The sequence below is a fragment of the Flavobacterium zhairuonense genome (assembly GCF_004352915.1).
GTDB lineage: Bacteria > Bacteroidota > Bacteroidia > Flavobacteriales > Flavobacteriaceae > Flavobacterium > Flavobacterium zhairuonense.
In genome coordinates this window covers 152,796-172,877 of record NZ_SJSY01000073.1, presented here as the reverse complement: position 1 = coordinate 172,877, position 20,082 = coordinate 152,796, and the positions used below count along the sequence as shown (strand labels likewise).

The 20,082-nt window shown below is 34.7% G+C and carries 15 protein-coding genes; 8 read left to right on the top strand and 7 right to left on the bottom strand.

The genetic code is table 11. The features are described 5' to 3' along the window. Positions 1-17 precede the first annotated feature (17 nt). Both EYY60_RS12920 and EYY60_RS12915 read left to right on the top strand, forming a co-directional pair. Positions 18-563, top strand: coding sequence for a hypothetical protein (locus EYY60_RS12920; RefSeq protein ID WP_132989731.1), 546 nt, complete (start codon positions 18-20; stop codon positions 561-563). A 35-nt stretch (positions 564-598) separates the two neighbouring features. Continuing rightward, positions 599-1,504 carry an N-acetylmuramoyl-L-alanine amidase gene (locus tag EYY60_RS12915; RefSeq protein ID WP_132989730.1) on the top strand — a complete coding sequence of 302 codons (906 nt, stop codon included), beginning with the start codon at positions 599-601 and terminating at the stop codon, positions 1,502-1,504. A 362-nt stretch (positions 1,505-1,866) separates the two neighbouring features. Here EYY60_RS12915 and EYY60_RS12910 read toward each other — a convergent pair whose 3' ends face one another. The 7 genes from EYY60_RS12910 to EYY60_RS12880 all read right to left on the bottom strand — a co-directional run bounded on the left by EYY60_RS12910 (position 1,867) and on the right by EYY60_RS12880 (position 12,888). Then, complete coding sequence (locus tag EYY60_RS12910; protein WP_132989729.1) at positions 1,867-2,940, bottom strand: outer membrane beta-barrel protein; 1,074 nt, start codon at positions 2,938-2,940, stop codon at positions 1,867-1,869. A gap of 595 nt (positions 2,941-3,535) precedes the next feature. Then, positions 3,536-4,501: a glycoside hydrolase family 5 protein gene (locus EYY60_RS12905; RefSeq protein WP_132989728.1), complete on the bottom strand. Its 966-nt coding sequence runs from the start codon at positions 4,499-4,501 to the stop codon at positions 3,536-3,538. An 11-nt stretch (positions 4,502-4,512) separates the two neighbouring features. Beyond that, complete coding sequence (locus EYY60_RS12900) at positions 4,513-5,745, bottom strand: glycoside hydrolase family 27 protein (RefSeq protein WP_132989727.1); 1,233 nt, start codon at positions 5,743-5,745, stop codon at positions 4,513-4,515. A 93-nt stretch (positions 5,746-5,838) separates the two neighbouring features. Further along, a complete protein-coding gene (locus EYY60_RS12895) occupies positions 5,839-6,873 on the bottom strand; it encodes an IPT/TIG domain-containing protein (RefSeq protein WP_132989726.1) in 1,035 nt (344 codons plus the stop codon). A 20-nt stretch (positions 6,874-6,893) separates the two neighbouring features. After that, positions 6,894-8,492: a RagB/SusD family nutrient uptake outer membrane protein gene (locus EYY60_RS12890; RefSeq protein WP_132989725.1), complete on the bottom strand. Its 1,599-nt coding sequence runs from the start codon at positions 8,490-8,492 to the stop codon at positions 6,894-6,896. 13 nt (positions 8,493-8,505) lie between these two features. Then, entirely contained in the window at positions 8,506-11,697 is a 3,192-nt protein-coding gene (locus tag EYY60_RS12885) for a SusC/RagA family TonB-linked outer membrane protein (protein ID WP_132989724.1), read from the bottom strand. 312 nt (positions 11,698-12,009) lie between these two features. Beyond that, positions 12,010-12,888, bottom strand: coding sequence for an AraC family transcriptional regulator (locus tag EYY60_RS12880; RefSeq protein ID WP_026728055.1), 879 nt, complete (start codon positions 12,886-12,888; stop codon positions 12,010-12,012). Between the two features lie 293 nt (positions 12,889-13,181). Between EYY60_RS12880 and EYY60_RS12875 the strand changes: the two genes are divergently transcribed. Genes EYY60_RS12875 through EYY60_RS12850 form a run of 6 tightly spaced genes read left to right on the top strand, consistent with a single transcriptional unit; the run spans position 13,182 to position 20,004 of the window. Next, entirely contained in the window at positions 13,182-14,318 is a 1,137-nt protein-coding gene (locus tag EYY60_RS12875) for a glycoside hydrolase family 26 protein (protein ID WP_132989723.1), read from the top strand. Positions 14,319-14,355: 37 nt separating this feature from the next. Further along, on the top strand, positions 14,356-15,747 hold the full coding sequence (locus EYY60_RS12870; protein WP_132989722.1) for an MFS transporter: 1,392 nt from the start codon (positions 14,356-14,358) through the stop codon (positions 15,745-15,747). 29 nt (positions 15,748-15,776) lie between these two features. After that, the gene (locus EYY60_RS12865) at positions 15,777-16,967 is read left to right on the top strand and encodes a glycoside hydrolase family 130 protein (RefSeq protein WP_132989721.1); all 1,191 of its coding nucleotides are present in this window, start codon (positions 15,777-15,779) and stop codon (positions 16,965-16,967) included. Between the two features lie 6 nt (positions 16,968-16,973). Continuing rightward, positions 16,974-18,164, top strand: a complete 1,191-nt coding sequence (locus tag EYY60_RS12860) for an AGE family epimerase/isomerase (RefSeq protein ID WP_132989720.1) — start codon at positions 16,974-16,976, stop codon at positions 18,162-18,164. A 41-nt stretch (positions 18,165-18,205) separates the two neighbouring features. Then, positions 18,206-18,760, top strand: a complete 555-nt coding sequence (locus EYY60_RS12855) for a hypothetical protein (protein ID WP_132989719.1) — start codon at positions 18,206-18,208, stop codon at positions 18,758-18,760. 8 nt (positions 18,761-18,768) lie between these two features. Beyond that, the gene (locus EYY60_RS12850) at positions 18,769-20,004 is read left to right on the top strand and encodes a glycoside hydrolase family 26 protein (protein WP_132989718.1); all 1,236 of its coding nucleotides are present in this window, start codon (positions 18,769-18,771) and stop codon (positions 20,002-20,004) included. Positions 20,005-20,082 lie beyond the last annotated feature (78 nt).

Sequence of the window (20,082 nt, the reverse complement as noted above, 5' to 3'; positions counted from 1 at the left end):
TAGATAAAAAACTAATTATGAAACCTACGAACATTTTTTTTCTTTTGATTTTTGCTTTGTGCTGTGTTAATGCAGCATCAGCTCAATATGGTGGTTATAACAGCGGCTACGGTGGAGGTTATGGAGGTTACGGACGCGGTGGCGGAATGGGTATGGACAGAAGCATGATGGCTGGGCCACAAAGCACTCCAAGCAAGCCAAAAGAAATTCCTGCAGAAGAAACTGCTGCGAAAATCGTTGAGCAAATGAGACCTGAACTTAAACTTGATGACCTTCAAGCTATTGCTATCACTAACGCTTTAGCAGACAGTATTAGAGAACAAGGTGTACTTTTGAAAAATGAAAGCAGTAGCCAAGAGCAAAAAATTGAACAAATTAACGCTTTAAGAGAAAGTACTACTAAAAAAGTAAATGCATTTTTGAGTGCTGAACAAATAGAAAAGTACAAAGAATTTATGGCCAATTTCAAAGGAGTTCAAAAAGAAAAATCAAAAAAGAAAAAAGACTCTAAAGATCATAAAGAGGCAACCGAAGAAGAAAAAACAAAAAAAGCAGAAGAATAACACCAAAAAAACTTCATCTCAAAATGTAAATGACCATGATAAAAAAACATTTATGTTATTTGATTTTAGCAATTATCATAACTTCTTGCTCTACAAATCCATATAAAAGCACTGAGAAGGTTTACGATCAGCAGCTTAAGACTTTAGAAAACCAGATCACGAGTAAAGATCCTCAAGCAATTCCGGCAATTAGCCCAGTTGTGATTGATACTACTTATGCCGCTCAATTAGGCATTGTAAAAGATACTTTATCAAAAACAGGTTCTACTCATTTAGTAAATGGCATCACAACCGAGTGGATTGGAACTGTGAATTTCAATTTAAGAAAACCAAGCTTTATTATCATTCATCATACAGCTCAGGATTCTCTTAAACAAACCATAAATACTTTTACAAAAACCAAAACACAAGTAAGCGCTCATTATATTATTTCGGAAAACGGAAAAGTTGTGCAAATGCTTAATGATTATTTAAGAGCATGGCATGCAGGAGCATCAACTTGGGGAAAAAATACGGACATCAATTCAAACTCAATCGGAATTGAATTAGATAATAATGGATTCAAACCTTTTACGGAAAGCCAAATCAGCAGTCTTGTTGCTCTTTTGACAAAATTGAAAAAAGACTACAATATTCCAACTCAAAATATAATAGGCCATTCTGATATCGCTCCAGGAAGAAAACAAGACCCAAGTGCCTTATTTCCTTGGAAAACATTGGCAGAAAAAGGCTTCGGAATTTGGCCAGATGAAGTTTTAGAAGAAGCTCCTTTTGATTTTAAAATTGAGCCGGCTTTGAGAATCATTGGTTATAATACAAAAAATCTTTCGGCGGCAATTATGGCTTTTAAGCTGCATTACATTCAAACTGATGTAACTCCAACGCTAGACCGAAAAACAATAGATACTATTTACTCGATTTACAAAAAACAAGTTCAGTAATAGTTCCACACAAAATCAAAGAGGCTGTACAAAACAGCCTCTTTTTTTATATTTTCTTATCTTGCCAATAACTCACAGATCAAAGATTGACAGATTATCATTGTTTTTTTTAGCTACGTAAACCTATTTAATCTGCGTGCTCTGCGTGCCATTTCGATTGTTTATCCCCAATAAATTTTATTATCGCAACGAAAAGACACACTGCTATGCTACATTGCATCTCTAAAAACACTAAATCGACATATAAAACATTTGCTGATTAAAGCACGTGGGTTTCACATTTTATACCAATAAAAAAGCTGCCAAAACATTAATATGTTTCGACAGCTCCAAAAAAAAAAAAAAAATATCAATCTTTATCTCTAGAAAGAGTATGTTGTAGCTACCAGAGCATAGAACGATCCGCCTGTTGGCAATGCATCTTTATCTAAAAAGATATCTTCAGAAGCAGCATCGTATCTTAACTCAGGAATTATAGTCAATTTTCCAACTTTATAGTTTAAAGAAACTGTGTTTGCAAATACATTTGAACCTGTTAAAGTTCCTAAACTTGGCGCAGCATCTTTTGCATCAAAATATTCCATTCTGTAAGCCAATAATAATGATGGAGAGAATGAATAATTTGCGTATCCTACTAATGAGAACCATTCTCCATCTAAATCGCTGTCAAAATCATTTTTTGTTTTAGCATAAGTTGCATTAAAACCAAGAGCAAAACTATCACTTATTGTTTTTGATGCCACAAAATCGATTTGTGTTTTATTTTCGTCAGACGCAGGATTTGCACTTCCTGATGTAAAATTCAAATAAGCGCTTCCTGTTTCACCAATATACCCTAGCTGTCCAATGAATGTTTTTTGAGTTGAACCGGCATCCATTGCTGATTTAAAATCTGTTGGATTAGTGATCCCAAACATTGCTGTAAACTTCCCTGAAGTATATTGCGCTTTTACCCCTGTATTAAAGAAAGGTCCATAAGAGAAAGCATATGACATACTGTAGTTTTTATTATCGACAGCATCTAGAACTTCATATCCTATATGAGTACCAAAACTACCCGCTACAAACTTAAACTTATCAGTAACATTATATGTAAAAAACAATTGTTTAATCAAAAATTTTGCATTTATATCTTTATCTGTTGTTTCATTGTATGAAAATTCGCCGGCTCTTTTTCCGAATCCTAAGTCTACAAATACAGAAGCTTTTCCGAAAGTGTGACCTGCTTCTACAGACGCCATTCCTAGTTCAAATGAATTCTGAGAGTTGGTAAAGCTCGTTAATCCATTCATTTGTTTCGAAAAATCGTATTTATAATACGCATCTGCTGATCCGCCCCATGTCGTCGCTGGTGAAGTTGCTGTTTCTGTATCATCTTGAGCAAAAGCAAAAGAACTCGTTAACATCGCGGCAAAAATGTGTAATACTTTTTTCATGTTTTAATTGGTTTTTGGTTATTAATTGATTCTGGTTAGTTAATCTTTATATAGCTGTAATTAATAGTATATGTCAATTCTAAAATCCCTCATCACCCTCAAAAAACCCCTTCATTTTCATTAGCGAATTTATTAACTTTTGTATGAGTAGAACAATCCAAAAGTACTTTTTTGACGTTTTAGAAGCAGAATTATGGATTACAAAAATTAAGGAAGCAATAATCGTTATTTGATATTTATACGGATTCATTTTTGAAAATTCAACAATGCTATTTTACCTTTTACACACTTAAAATCACACAAAAAATGAAATACAAACAAAAAATAGAACCAAAAACACACCAAAAAACATTTAAAAAAAACAACTACCCCTATTTTTTTAGGGGGTATTGTAAAAATTAAAACAAAAGTGAATTTTACTTCAAAAATTATCTCAATCAAAAACACTCATTCTCAAAAACAAAAATTCCTACAAAAACACCCCTACAAAAGTTTCCAAAAACCTTTTGGTCTCTCTAGTCATTTTTGATTTTAAAACAAAAAAAAGCCTGTTCAAAAAAATGAACAGGCCTATAAAGGAAATAGGATAATTGTACTACTCCTGAGTATTATATTTTTTCAAAAACTCCCTAACCTTGATTCCAGATTCTTTCAAATCTTCATCTTTCCATTTTCCTTCAGACTTTGCCGATTTCTTCAAAATAGAACAAGTTTCATCTTTATCTGAAACTGACCATGTTATCCAGCTAAGTTTTCTGTCTTCCATCCAATCAATATATTCTTGCCAAGCTTTCATATTTAACGGCCCATCGCCTGAAGCTTCCATTCCTGCAGATTCAGAAACAAAAATAGGCAAGCCACTATTTATCGCAGCATCAGTTCGATCTCGCAAGTTCTTACCATGCGTAGCCGCGTAAAAATGCATGGTGTACATTATATTATTGTACCCTAAAATTGGATCTTCGGCAGGGAGATTTACATCTTGATCCCAATGCGGACAACCAACCAAAATGACATTATTAGGATCATTTTCTCTAATTATGCGTATTATCTCCTCAGCATATGTTTTGACCTCCCACCAAGTTTCATAATCCGGCTCATTGAACACCTCATATATTATATTAGGATATTTAGCATATTTCTTTGACATCTCTGCAAAAAAAGCTGAAGCTTCCTTCAAATTAACATTATGACTGTGCCAATCGATAATTACATAAACATCTGATTTGATGGCGCCATTTACAACCGCTTCAATCTTTTCTTTTGCAAATTGCGGATCCTTCATGTAAGACCACTCCCCTAACTCAATTCCCGTCGCAGCTCTAACAACATTACAATTAAAATCTCTTTTAAGCCAGCTAACTGCTTTTTCATTGTAAAATCTCGGCCACATGCTATGCCAGCCAAAACTTAAACCTCGTAAAACAATTGGCTCGCTATTTTGGTCTACCAACTGAGTACCTTTTACACTTAACTGGCCATGTTTTTTGACAAACTGAGCCTGCAAATTACAGGCAATTACCAACAGAACAAGACTAAGAAAACAAGCTTTTGATTTCATAAATTTAAAATTTAAGGAGTTAATCGAAGTGTAATTACATCATGAGAAGCAAGGTCTGAAATAAAACTCTTTTTAGTTGTCCCAATTTCTTTGTTTTTCCAAAGATCTTTTATTTTATAAGTCACCTTATTAAAATCAGCTTCATAGCCAAAATCTGCGTCTTTTATTATATTCTTTTTAAAATCGAAATTAACCTTTTTTGCAACATCACTTCTGTTTAAAAAAGTAATTGCCCAATTTCCATCTGACAAAGGCTTAACCCAAACTTCTAAACCATCTTCAGCAGTATATTTAAATCCTTGAATTCCTAATTTGTCCTGATTAACAGCAATTAAATCTTTATTAGTTAAAATCGCCAATGTTTCTTTCGACATCTTTCGATAATCGTTTCCTGTAAATAATGGCGATGACAACATGCACCACATTGCAAAATGCGCTTTGTCTTCGATATCATTCATTTCGTTTCCAACTTCCATCATGTCAAAATCATTCCAATGATCCGGACCAGAATATTTACGGATATCTTTTCGCATTTCTGCAATTTTCATAAATCCCCAAGAGGACCAATTTTCTGGATGCTTGAATTCGCAATCAAAACAAGGATAAATATCGCCTGAAATTCTCCAAAGATTACCAACTGGTTTACCCCATTCCCATGGCTGATTGTCTCCCCATTCGCACAAACTGAAAACAATTGGTCTTCCAGCAGTTTTCAATGCATTGCTCATTGTCGTATAAGCTTCGGGAGCTGAAATTCCTTTCGTGTTGCACCAATCATATTTAAGGAAATCGATTCCTAATTTAGCATAAAAACGAGCATCTTGATATTCATAACCACGAGTTCCCGGATATCCCGCGCAAGTTTGAATTCCTGCACAATTGTACAAGCCAAATTTCAAACCTTTGCCGTGTACATAATCAACAAGCGCTTTCATTCCGCTAGGAAATTTAACTGGATCTGGAATTAAATCACCATTTGCATCACGCTCGTGTGTCATCCAACCGTCATCCAAAACAATATAATTGTACCCAGCAGCTGCCAATCCAGATGAAACCATAATATCTGCCGTTTCTTTTACTAGTTTTTCATTGATGTCCGTCCCAAAGGTATTCCAAGAGTTCCACCCCATTGGTGGCGTCATTGCCAAACCTTCAAATTTCCCTCCTGTTTGATTATGTGTATTTCCTTGTCCGAAACTTAAGATCGAAACAAACAAAACAAGTACTGAAATAATCTTTTTCATTTTAAAACTTCTAATTAATTATTCTAAAAAAAATATTCCCTAATCATTTAATTAGGGAATATTTCAACAAAACTCAAACCAAATTACTGCTTACTATTTCAAAACAAATCCCATGTCATCCATAAGAATTGTGTTGCCACCAAAATTTCCTGATTCTTGAAGCGTCAACTGATCGAAAGTTGTTGGATTTCCAATATCAGAGAACGGAATCTCAATTGTTGTCCATTGCGATGTTATTGTTTTTTTGATTTGATACGCCCAACCTCCAAAAACAAATATCACACTTGCGGCAGTATTCGTCGAAACACTCTTCACTTTTACTCTGAATGCTTTATATTTTGAAATATCTCTCGAATTAAACTTCATATCTGCTCCATTCCATCCTCCAAAAACAAATTTAATTGCAGCTTCACCTTGAACTTTATCGTCTTTGAAATTTGTGTCAAAAGTATCTGCGCCGTTCCACATCCAGTGTCCAGCATCTCCTTGCAAGATATCATCATATAAAGCTGACCCAACAGCCTCTTCAGAAGTTGTAGAACCTGAAATATTTGTTACAGTCACATATTTGTCTGTAGCATTTGCTGGCATTTTAAACTTAATTTCTGTCAATGTAGAAGAAATAACCGGCACATCAATTGTACCAACTTTTACTGTTGGATTCAAGAAATAATCACCATAAACTGTTACAATGTCACCAGCAGCCGCATTAATTGAATTATAGCTGTTGAATTTTGGCGTTGGTGGCGCCACCACAAAGTCGTATAAAACCGTCCCTTGCTTAGTAACCAGCTTTAATTTATTGCTAGAATTTGCATAAGGCGTTTTCTCATCAATCAATACAAATATTGCAGTATCTGTCACTAATGTTGGATTGAAATAGGTATCAAAATCATTAAAATAGATTTTTGAAACAGTCGAAAGCCCAGTTCCTTGAATGATATAGTAATTTTTAGGATCACCAACCGTTACCGGAACCAAAGTCCCTTCTTTAGATAATGATACGCTTGTAATTACAGGACCACCTCCACTACTTGAAGCTTCATCATTACTACAAGATGAAAACACTCCCAGCACCATAAATGCCATGATAAAAGGCAAAAGGTATTTTATTTTTATATTTTTCATAATTGTCAAATTTTAAGTAATTATTTAAAAGTGTACGGAACTGGCGCTTGCAATAACTTAGGATTTTTAGCCACCTCATTGTCCGGATAGTCCATATAGAAGTCATTTGTTGCATGATCTTCACTATAAACTGGCGTATAATGACGTTCGCCATATCTGTCTCCTCTATTTTGAGCCGACATAATTGCGATAGCTTTGTTTTTGTCAATACGGCCTAGATCAAACCAATAATCACCTTCAAAACACAATTCTTTTCTTCTTTCTAAAAAGATATCATCAAAAGTAATTGACGTTAAATTTGCCAAACCTGCTCTCTTTCTCACAGCATTAATTGAGCTTAAAGCGCTAGCATCTGTAGTACTTGCATTTGCTCCTAAAACTGCTTCAGCGTGAATAAGAAGCAACTCAGCATAACGCATCACATATGTATTATTATCCATCATCGCCCATGCATCGGCTTGACCGGTAGCACTTCCGTTTACAATACCAATACAGTATTTTTTAATTCCACCACCAGATGCCTGAGCCAAATCTTTTCCAGTTGGAACTGTAAAACCAATACCTTGAGTAGTTTTGATATTTGGATAAGAATCCCCGCCTACCATAACTGTTTCATGTTTTCTCAAATCTCCTGCTCCATATAAAGAAAGAAGCACTTCTTGGCTTGGACCAAAAACTCCTGCATAAGAAGCATTTGATGTAGACAAAGTCCCATCTTGGAATCCAAACTGTGTGTTACAGTTGTTTGCAGAACCATAAGCTCCGTCGCCTTTCCATTGAATAGCAAAAATAGATTCTTCGTTATTATTGTTTGGATAAGTAAACAAATCGCCAAAACTTTTCGTTGGCAATTGATCACCTCCTAACAATTTAAATTCTCCGCTACTGATTACAGCTTCTGCCATTGCTTTTGCATTTGCATAATCTTTTTGGTATAAATACACTTTAGCCAACATTGCCCTTGCAGAACCTTTAGAAACGTGTCCATTATTAGCATAATTAGTTCCTCTAGTTTTAGTAGCCAACAATTCAATTGCTTTTAAATAATCCATTGTGATTAATTTATAAATATCAGCAACTGTATTTGTATTTACATAAGGATTGCTTGTATAATCAAGCGGGTTTTCGATAATTGGCACTGGACCCCAAAGCCTTACCAAATCAAAATAAGCCGTAGCTCTCATAAAGTAAGCTTCTCCAACTGTATTGTCCAAAACTGTTTTATCAACGTCTGGACCTACTCTAGCAGCCAAAAAGTTAATAATCATATTAGACTGTTGCACATTTGCCCATAATGACGACCAACCGTTTACTAGCTCAGGATCACTCCCGTTTAGTGAAAATGTTCTTAATCCGCTTACGTCAGGAGAACCAGAATACATGTTTCCAGAACCTACTTCAAGAGCCCACCAAAACTTGTTATACATTTGAAACCAAGTTCTGCTGTACATACCATTTGTTGCAGATGAAACCTGATCGTTTGTGCTGTAATATGAATCCAAACTTATTCCATCTTCAGAAGGTCTGTCTGTAAAATCATCTGAACATGACGCAAAAGTCAGAAATGCTGTTGCTATTAAAAGCAAACTATATCTATTTAAAAAAGATTTCTTTTTCATTTTTTTTTAATTTTTAAAATTCTAAGTTAAGACCAACTAAAAACGTTCTTGCAATTGGATATCTTCCGTTGTCAATTCCTGATAAAAGCACATTTTGATTAAATGAACCAATCTCTGGATCGTAACCTGAATATTTAGTAAACGTGTATAAATTTTGAGCAGATCCGTATAATCTTAATCTTGAAATTTTATATTTTGAAATAACATCCTGTGGCAAAGAATATCCTAGCGTAACGTTTTGAATTCTCAAATAAGAACCATCTTCAACATAACGGTCAGAAATCAGCAAGTTAGTATTTGAAGCATCAGCAAGTGGTCTTGGATTATTACTTGCCGTGTTTGTAGAAGAATAATAATCCATTGCATCAACTAATTGGTTGTCATACAAAGAAGCATTAGTTGTTCCTGCTCTTTTCGTCAAGTTCATAACATCATTTCCGTATGATCCCTGAAGGAAGATAGAAAGATCTACATTTTTATACTTGAAATTATTTGTAAAACCGTAAGTGAATTTTGGATGCGGATTTCCGATGAAAGTTTTATCAGCAGCATCAATTTTTCCATCGCCATTTACATCAACATATTTTACATCTCCAAGTGAAGTTTCTCCGGCTCCAGTTCCAACAGCCTGCCCAAATTGAAGCGGCGCTTTATCTAAAACTGCTTGATCTTTAAAAATTCCGTCTGTTTTATATCCGTAGAACAAACCAATTGGATTTCCAACTGTAGTATTAGTAACAACAACTGGTTGATATCCATTTGTATTAACCTCTTGAGTCAAAACGATTCCGTTTGCGATTTCATCCAAATTATTTTTGTAATGAGAAACCACCATTGAAGCATTCCAATTGAAATTTCCTGTAGATCTCAAATCATAGCCAAGAGTCAAATCAAAACCTTTGTTGCTCATTGTACCTAAATTAGAATAAGGTGCAGAAACTCCTCCGTATTGACCTCCACCTCCAGTTAAGTAAAGTGGCAATGGCACTTGAAACAAGAAACCTTCTGATTTTTTATCATAAACATCAAAACTTGCAGAAAGTTTGCTGTCAAACAAAGTAAAGTCGATACCAATATTGGTTTGGTTTAATGATTCCCAAACTAAATTTGGATTTGGATAATTTGACGGTAAAAATCCGCTTCCTAATCCTGAATTTTGAGTTCCTAACATTGCAGAATAACTGTTGTTTGGAATTTGCTGATTTCCAGTTTCTCCGTAACCAATTCTAAATTTAATATTGTCAATATATTTGCGTGTTCCTTCCATAAAAGGCTCGCTAGATAATCTCCAAGAACCAGAAATCGCATTGAAAACACCTTTTTGATTGTCTGTAGTTGGGTCAAATTTAGACGAAACGTCCTGTCTGATCGAAGCTGTAATACTATATTTATCATTGAAATCATAAATAATACGAGCAAAAAGAGACGAAAGTGATGCGCTACCTTTATATTGAGTAACTGTATTATTATCTACATCAGCTAAATTAATTGTATGAATTGAATTGGTTTTGAAGCCTTGCGCTGATGCAATCAAACCTTCCCAATGAGAATCGTTAGCTTCCTGACCAGCTAAAACTGTGAATTTATGCTTCCCAATAGTTTTATCGTAAGTCAATAAATTTTTGATGTTTGTAGAATACCAATTTTGTCTTCTTACATCAAGATCGGCTAATAAATTGGTCTGGCTTCCCCATTTGTACGATGGTCTAAAATCGTCATTTTCAGAAAACTCAGTATTTGCAGCTAACTCGATACGGTATTTCAAACCCTTAACAATTTCAGCCTCAGCATATACATTTCCAAGGAAATTTTTTCTAATCAATTTATTATCTCTAGTTAAAGCTTCAGCAACTGGATTATAATACGTAACACTTTGTTCTGATGTCGGTGGTCCGGCAAAAGTTCCATCTACATTTCTAACTGGAATATCAGGCGACTGCAATAAAGTATTTGAAATCAAACCAGAGAAACTTTGGTTTACTGTAATTCTTTCATTTGTGATACCACCTGTAAGGTTTCCTCCAACTCTCAACCAAGATTTGATTTTAGAATCTAAATTCAATCTTACTGTATATCTTTTTAAACCAGAGTTGATGATAGTTCCTTCGTTATCTAAATAACTTCCAGACAAATAGTAGCTTGTTCCATCTTTCGCACCAGAAAACGATAACTGATGGCTGTTTGAAATTGCTGTTCTGTAAACCTCATCTTGCCAATTCGTTCCAGGTCCTAACAATTCAGGATGAGAAAATTCCTGACGCGTTTGGAAGCCCCATAATTTCGCCAAATTTGTTTTTAAAGTCGCATATTCAGGCAAAGTCAAAACGTCTAATTTATTTGCAACAGTAGCAAATGAAGTATAGTTTTCATAAGATACTTTTCCTGTTCCTTTTTTACCTTGTTTAGTCGTGATAATGATTACACCATTTGCACCTCTAGATCCATAGATTGCTGTTGCAGAAGCATCTTTCAAAATATCCATAGATTCAATGTCATTTGGATTAATCATAGAAAGTGGGCTCATTGCATTATTTCCACTTCCTCCTGAAGAAGAAAAACCATCTTTTCCTGCCAAAGTCTGACCACTTGTTGATTTTCCAGTTGCATCTCCAGAAATTGGCACACCATCAATTACATACAAAGGCTCGTTTGTTCCTGTAATAGAAGTAGTTCCACGAACTCTTACAGAAGCCGCACCTCCAGGCTGTCCTGAGTTGTTTGTTACCGAAACCCCAGCCGCTTTACCCTGAAGCATCTGGTCTATAGAAACTTGTTTTAAATTTTCAATATCTGTTGATTTTACTGAAGATATTGCACCGTTTACGTCTTTCTTTTTCTGAGTTCCGTAACCAATTACAACTACCTCTTTTAAATCTTCTGAACTAGATTGCAGTGTAACATTGATTTTTGTTCTGCCGCCAATAGCTATTTTTTGAGAATCAAATCCAATAAATGAAACTAATAAAGCTCCGTTTGCAGGAGCGTCTATCGTGTATTTACCATCAAAATCTGTTGAGGCAGTAGTTTTTGTGCCAACAACAGAAATGTTGGCCCCAGGAATGGTCAATCCCTTGTCATCAGAAACTACTCCTGATATTTTTACCTGAGCAGTAATAAAATTACTAGTCAGTAACAAGAATAAAATCAAAGGAACTGCTCTGTGGTTAGCATTCCAATGAATAAAGTTAGTCATTAGTTTTTTCATAATAAATGTTTGGTTAGTTTAAATTTGTTTTACTCATAATTAAGTAATAAAAAGGGTGTGATTTATTTTCTAAATTATTTAACAAATCTATAACAGAACAAAACATCAAATCGATAATATTATATCATTTAATGATAATATTTTTACTATATCTCCTTAAAAAAACATATATGAAAATAAAAACAAACATTAATTGCATTTTTCGCAATAGCGCCCTTTTAATAAGCACTTCTTATAAATAAAAATGAACGAATTTGCCAAAAGCAAACGATTTCGTTAAAAATAATATTTGTTTGTGAAAAAAAAGTATCATTATAAAATACGTTTCAATCCCGAAAATTCTTCGCGATATTGACTAGGAGTACAATTTTTTGTAGCCTTAAAACTGCGATTGAAGTTGGCGATATTATTGAAACCAGATTTAAAAGCGACTTCAGAAACACTCATATCTTTCTCAACAAGCCATCGTGCCGCATATCCTATTCGGATATCATTAATATAATTGACAAAAGTTTTTCCGGTGCGTTTTTTAATAAATCGGTTAAATGAAATTATAGACATGCTTGCCACATTTGCAGCATCTTCTAATGTGATTTTATCGGCAAAGTTTTTCTGAACATATTCATAAACCAACTTCATTTTATCATAATCATCAAACGTATCATAATCTACTGTATACGTAGAAAGCAAACGCTGATTTCTGGAATTTGCTAAATCATATAATAAGGAAGTGATTTCCAAAAAATAATCCATTCCATCCAATTTAGAAAGCCTCACAAGCCTTGGCGTCAATTCTTCGGCTGTTTTTTTTGAAAAAAGAATCCCGTGAATAGACCTGTTAAACATATCTCGGATCGGATTCATGATTCGTCTCGAAAGCAAAGATTCATGAAACAAATCATTATGAAACTGTATCGTGATTTCGTGGATTTTTTTGCTAGTACATTTATTCAGTTCCCATCCGTGATATAAATTTGGGCCAATTAAAACCAATTCAACATTGTCGATTTCTTCAATATTATCGCCAACAACACGCTTCACTCCTTTTCCGTTCAAGATAAAATTGATCTCAAATTCCGGATGATAATGAACCGGAAAATCAAAACTATCTTTAACTCTATCAAAAACCAAAAAACTATCTCCAGCCGAAAGCGGCGCGATTTCTCTATAAAAATTTTTAGCGTTGCTCATATCTTAAAACTATTTCATGAAATAATAGGTCATTTTTTGTTTGCAATAATATGATATATAATTGATAAAATAATATTAATTACAGAATAAACATCCAATTATCTTTGAAAAATAGAATTATCAATTTTATAAAAACCCTATTAATAATAAACATTAATCATTTTTTATAGAATATCTTTTTATAGTTTTAATAATTTTATCTAGAAAACAATGCCGAATTATAGATTGAAATTTGCACTGCAAAAATCACGCTTTCAAAACCTAATTCTGTGCAGATTACACAAAAAAACCAAATGAAAAAAAACGTACTTGCTGTCTTTATAACTGTAATTATAGGAACTTCATGCTCTTCAAAAAGTATTGTAAGTAATACTAATTTGTCACTTTCAGATAAAAAAGCGACACCTGAAACGGTTTTGTTATTCAAAAAACTAAACCAATTGATTCAAAAAGGGTACCTTTTCGGACATCAAGACGACCTTGCTTATGGCGTAAACTGGAAGTATGAAAACGGCCGAAGTGATGTAAAAGAAACAGCGGGAGATTATCCAGCAGTTTATGGATGGGATATTGCAGGTTTGGAAAAAGACGATTCTAAAAATATCGACGGAGTTCCTTTTGACAAAATGAAACAATACATAAAACAAGCAAATGAACGTGGAGGAATTTCGACAATAAGCTGGCATTTTGACAATCCTGCAACCGGAAAAAATGCTTGGGACAATACCCCAAATGCAATAAAAACCATTTTGCCTGGCGGCGAAAATCATAAAAAATTTACTTCTTGGCTGGACAAAGCCTCTAATTTCTTTTTGTCTTTAAAAGATAAAAATGGAAAAAACATTCCGATACTTTTTAGACCTTATCACGAACTTACTGGAGGCTGGTTTTGGTGGGGAAAAGGGAATTGTACGCCTGAAGAATTCAAAGCTTTATGGAAATTCACTTTTGAATACCTTCAAAATAAGGGCGTTCACAACTTAATTTACATTTACAACACAAGCAGTTTTAGCACAAAAGAAGATTTTCTTGCGAGTTATCCCGGCGACAATTATGCCGATATTTTGAGTTTTGACAGTTATCAAAACAATGATGACAAAAACGGCAAAAAATTCATTGATGAAGTTCAGAGGCAACTTAAAGTTTTAAACGAAATTGGTTCAGAAAAACACAAATTAATCGCCATTGCCGAGGCTGGTTATGAAGCAATTCCAGATCCTAAATGGTGGACAGGAACTTTAAACAAAGCCATTGGCGATTACAAAATATCATATGTCTTGCTGTGGAGAAATCACGGTTGGCAAGAAAAAGAACAAAAAATGCACTATTACGCTCCGTTTTCAGGACAAACAAGTGAACAAGATTTTAGAGATTTTTACAATCTTGATAAAACACTGTTTGAAAAAGACATTCAAAAAGCTTTAAAATAACAACCAAATCTAAATTACAACCATTAAAAGAAACTCAATGCACGACAAAATTAATTTAAAAGAAAAAATCGGTTACGGTCTTGGAGACGCTGCATCATCCATGTTTTGGAAAATTTTCAGCATGTATCTTCTCTTTTTCTATACCGATGTTTTCGGATTAGCGCCTGCTGTCGTAGGAACCATGTTTTTAATTACAAGAATCTGGGATTCCTGTTTTGACCCTATTGTGGGAATCATTGCCGACAGGACAAAAACCAAATGGGGAAAATTCAGACCTTATTTATTGTGGGTTGCCGTGCCTTTTGCCGTAATTGGAGTTTTGACTTTTTATACGCCAGACTTTGATGAAAAAGGAAAAATCATCTATGCATATGTAACCTATTCATTAATGATGATGATTTACTCGCTAATCAACGTTCCTTACGCTTCACTTTTGGGCGTAATGTCGTCTGACCGAAAAGAAAGAACCACTTTATCTTCATACCGAATGGTTTTTGCCTTTGGAGGAAGTCTTTTGGCGCTTTGGCTGATAGAACCTTTGGTGAATTACTTTGGCGGAAGCCTGAGCTCAAAAACAGGCTGGTTAATAACAATTGCCGTTTTCGGATTAATTACAACGGCATTTTTCTGGGCTTGTTTTTTCTTTACCAAAGAGAGAGTAAAACCAATTGAAAATGAAGAATCAAATTTAAAAGAGGACTTAAAAGATTTGCTGCAGAACCGTCCTTGGTGGATTCTATTAGGCGCAGGAATTGGAACTTTAGTCTTTAATTCTATCAGAGATGGCGCGGCCGTTTATTATTTCAAATATTATGTAAGCAGCTCTATCAACTTCGATTTTTCACTTTTTGGAACTGATTTTCATATGACACCAACTTCTATTTATTTGGTTTTGGGTCAAGCTGCAAATATTATCGGAGTGATTTTGGCAACGCCGATTGCAAACAAAATCGGGAAGAAAAAAACCTTTTTTGGCGCAATGGCCTTGGCTTCAATTTTAAGCATCATTTTCTATTTCTTCGGAAAAGAAGATATCTTCTTGATTATGACTTTTCAACTTTTAATCAGTATTTGTGCGGGTTGCATTTTCCCATTAATCTGGTCAATGTATGCAGACAGCGCTGATTATTCAGAATGGAAACAAGGACGAAGAGCTACTGGATTAGTATTTTCAGCTTCATCGATGTCTCAAAAATTTGGATGGACAATTGGTGGCGCTGGAGCTGGATGGCTTTTGGGTTATTATGGCTTTCAAGCCAATGTTGAACAAACCGCCACAGCACAACACGGAATTCAATTAATGTTAAGCATACTTCCTGCAATCGCAGCCGCAATATCAGTCGCTTTTATCCTATTCTACCCTTTATCTGAAGAAAAACTGCAAACGATAGAACAAGATTTAAACGAAAAAAGAGACCAAAAAATTTAAACATAAATCAGATACAGAAATAAAAATATATGACAACAATAGCATCTTCAGTTGGTTTTCAAGATCGAAAAACAGCATTAGAAAAAGAACATAAAACACTCATCGAGCAAAAAAATGCTCCTGAAGAAAATGCAGGAAACGGAATTTATCAGCGTTATCAAAATCCTGTTGTTACTGCAGCTCACGTGCCTTTGAACTGGCGTTTTGATTTAAACGAAAAAACAAATCCGTTTTTGCAGGAAAGAATCGGGGTGAATGCGGCTTTCAACGCTGGTGCAATGAAATGGAATGGAAAATATTTACTTGCCGTGCGCGTTGAAGGAATCGACAGAAAATCATTTTTTGCTATCGCAGAAAGTCCAAACGGAATCGATAATTTCAAATTTTGGGAAAAACCATGCGTAATTCCGCAAACGGAAGATCCAGATACAAACGTTTATGACATGCGTTTGATTAATCATGAAGACGGTTGGGTTTATGGTATTTTTTGTACCGAAAGAAAAGATCCACAAGCTCCAAAAGGCGATACAAGTTCGGCTGTAGCCAATGCAGGAATTGTGCGCTCTAAGGATTTAGTAAATTGGGAAAGACTTCCTGATTTAATTTCGAACACAGGACAACAACGAAATGTAGTTTTGCACCCGGAATTCGTAAACGGAAAATATGCTTTATACACACGCCCGCAAGACGGTTTTATTGATGTAGGTTCAGGAGGCGGAATCGGCTTAGGATATGTTGAAGATATGACCAATCCAGTTGTAAAAGAAGAAAAAATCATTTTCGGAAAACAATACCACACTATTTACGAACTAAAAAACGGTCTTGGCCCGGCTCCTATCAAAACAGAAAAAGGCTGGTTGCATTTGGCACATGGCGTTCGTAATACCGCAGCAGGATTGCGTTATACACTTTACATGTTCATGACTGATTTGAATGATATTACAAAAGTAACGCATGTTCCAGCTGGCCATTTCATGGGACCAGAAGGAATTGAAAGAGTTGGCGATGTATCAAATGTATTGTTTTCAAACGGATGGATCGAAGATGCTGACGGAACAGTTTACATCTATTATGCGTCATCAGACACACGAATGCATGTAGCAGTTTCATCAGTTGCAAAACTAATTGATTATGTTACAAATACCCCAGAAGACACTTTTATTTCTGCAGGTTCAGTAAAAACAATCATCAGCCAAATTGAAAAAAATAACGCAATATAATTCGTCGTGTCAGCAAAACTAAAGCAACTAAAATCTGAACTTTCAGCAGAACTTGACGCTATTTTAAAATATTGGTCAAAACATACGATCGATAATCAAAACGGAGGGTTTATTGGCCAAATTGATTTTAATGATCATATCATTGCTAATTCTGAAAAAGGTGCGGTTTTAAATGCCCGAATTTTATGGTCTTTTTCTGCAAGTTATCAGGTTACCAAAAATGAAGAACATAAAGAATTGGCTAAAAGGGCCTTTGAATTTCTTTCCAAATATTTTTATGATGCCGAATTTGGAGGATTATTTTGGAGCATAAACGCGGACAAAACTCCTAAAGACACTAAAAATCAAATTTATGCTTTGGCTTTTGCGATCTATGGATTATCTGAATATTATGCTATTTCTAAAGATGAAAAAGCTTTAGAAATAGCCATCAATTTATATTTAAAAATTCAGGAACATAGTTACGACTCTGAAAACAAAGGCTATTTTGAAGCCTTCACACGCGATTGGCAAAATATTGATGATTTGCGTCTAAGCGAAAAAGATGCCAACGAAAAAAAGACAATGAATACACATTTGCATATTGTAGAAGCTTACGCCAATTTGTTCAAAGTCTGGAAAGACAAAACACTTCAAAGTAATATTATTGGATTGCTTGAAACTATCCACAAGCATTTTATCAACACACAAACTGGGCATTTACGTTTGTTTTTTGATGAAAACTGGGTCGAAAAACCAGATGTAATTTCATATGGCCATGATATTGAAGCTGCTTGGCTTTTATTGCAATGTGCCGAAATATCTGAAGACAAAAGCTTGATTTCACGTTATCAAAAACATGCTGTTTTAATGGCCAAAGTGACGAAGGAAGGTTTGGATTCTGACGGCGGTTTATGGTACGAATTAGATCCAGAAAACAATGACTTGATTGCCGAAAAACATTGGTGGGTTCAGGCAGAAGCTTTAATCGGTTTTTATAATGCCTACCAATTAACAGATGACGAAACGTATTTAGACATTGTTTTTAAAAATTGGGATTTCACCAAAAAACATATTATCGACAAACAAAACGGAGAATGGTTTTGGGGAATTTATCAAGACTATTCGTTAATCGAAAAAGACAAAGCTGGTTTCTGGAAATGCCCGTATCATAATAGCAGAGCCTGTTTAGAGCTTATTCAGAGGATACCAGATTAGAAAATATATCTAAAGCATTTAATTGAATTAAAATATTGATTATGAAAACACTATTATTTTTTTGTTCGTTATTTCTAATTACAATAACAAATGCACAAACCAATTTAGTAAAAAACGGAGGGTTTGAAACTGGTCTTCTTAATTGGAGAGGCGAAGAAAATGCCGCACTTTCTCCACTTGAAAAAAAATTCGGGAAAAATAGTGCCGCAATTAATCAATTTGTGGGTGCAGAATGGAAAGCGTTAGATCAAATAATTACTTTGCCAAAAAATACTTTCGCTTTGGAATGCAGCGCCTGGATAAAATCTGATGCAATAGAAGCTCAAAAAGAAGATTATAAATGTGGCGCCATAATAGTTGAATTTACCAATTCGGCTGATAAACAAATTAATACTGAAAGAATTGGCCAAGCAACAGGTTCTACAAATTGGACCTTTTTCAAAAAAACCATAAAAATTCCAGCTGAAGCAAAAAAAATAAGAATCATGCTGGCATTAGCACAAACAAATGGAACTGTATTTTTTGATGATGTGAAAACCATCGCGCTTTCAGAAGCAGAATATCTTAAAGCAAACCCAACTAATCCTGAAAACTAATCAAGGAAATGAAACCAAACATTCTAAAAACAGCTTTCATAAGTATATTAATTCTAACAATCGGAAGCTGTTCCAGCAATGATGATTCAGAACCGCAAGTGGTAGTTGATCCGCCAGTCGTGATTGACACTGATCCTTTGACGATCACAAACGCAGCGACTTATTTAGTGGATCCAAATGCAACTAAAGAAACTGTTGCATTATTTTACAATCTAAAAAAACTAGCCAAAACTAAAACCGCAATTGGCCAACAAGATGCTTTTAACAGTTATTATCAAGATGCAGGCGGTGATTCTGATATTAAAAAAAATACAGGTTATGATCCTGCAATTTTAGGTTCCGATTTTATGTTCATTACGGATAAAAGCAATGACGGTACAGCAAATAATTGGTTTTATCAACAGGAACAAAAAATTGTTGCTGATGTAAAAGCTGCTTACGCGAAAGGCGCAGTAAATACTTTTTGCTGGCATTTGAGAGAACCTAATAAAGAAGAATCTTTTAATGTCGCCGATATGACAGCAGATCAAAAAGCAACCGCTTTTAGAAGCATTTTACCTGGCGGAACAAATAATGAATGGTACAAGAAAAAGCTCGATAAAGTAGCCAGCGTGGTTTCGAATTTAAAAGGGACAAATGGCGAATTGATTCCGATAATCTTCAGGCCTTTTCATGAATTTGACGGAAGCTGGTTTTGGTGGGGAGCCAATTTTTCGACTGCCGATGAATACAAAAAAGCATATCAATTCACAGTTGATTATTTAAAGAATACCAAAGGCGTTCACAATATTTTATATGCTTTTTCTCCTGACAATTCATACACAACGCAGGCCGATTATTTAAGCCGTTATCCAGGTGATAATTATGTAGATATCATTGGAATGGATAATTATGGTGACTTTAATAATCAAGGCCAAGCGGGAGCTGACAGAGCCAATAGCAAACTGAAAATGCTATCAGACTATGCAAAAACAAAAGTAAAAATCGCTGCTTTGACTGAAACGGGTTATCGCGTAACAAGTTCTACGCCGGCAATTACAGATTGGTTTTCGACACTTTTATACAGCGCATTAACTAAAAATGACATTCAAATAAGTTATGTAATGTTTTGGAACAACAATAAAGATGGATATTACGTTCCAAATGGCTCAGTTTCGAATGCAAATGATTTTAAAACATTTGCGACAAAATCAAAATCGGCTTTAGTGAATTCTTTGCCGAAGATGTATGAAATGCCGAAATAGTTTTTTTGTTTCAAGTTTCAAGTTTCAAGTTTCAAAACCTGAAAGGTTTTTCATTTAAAAAAAAAGAGCCAACGGCTC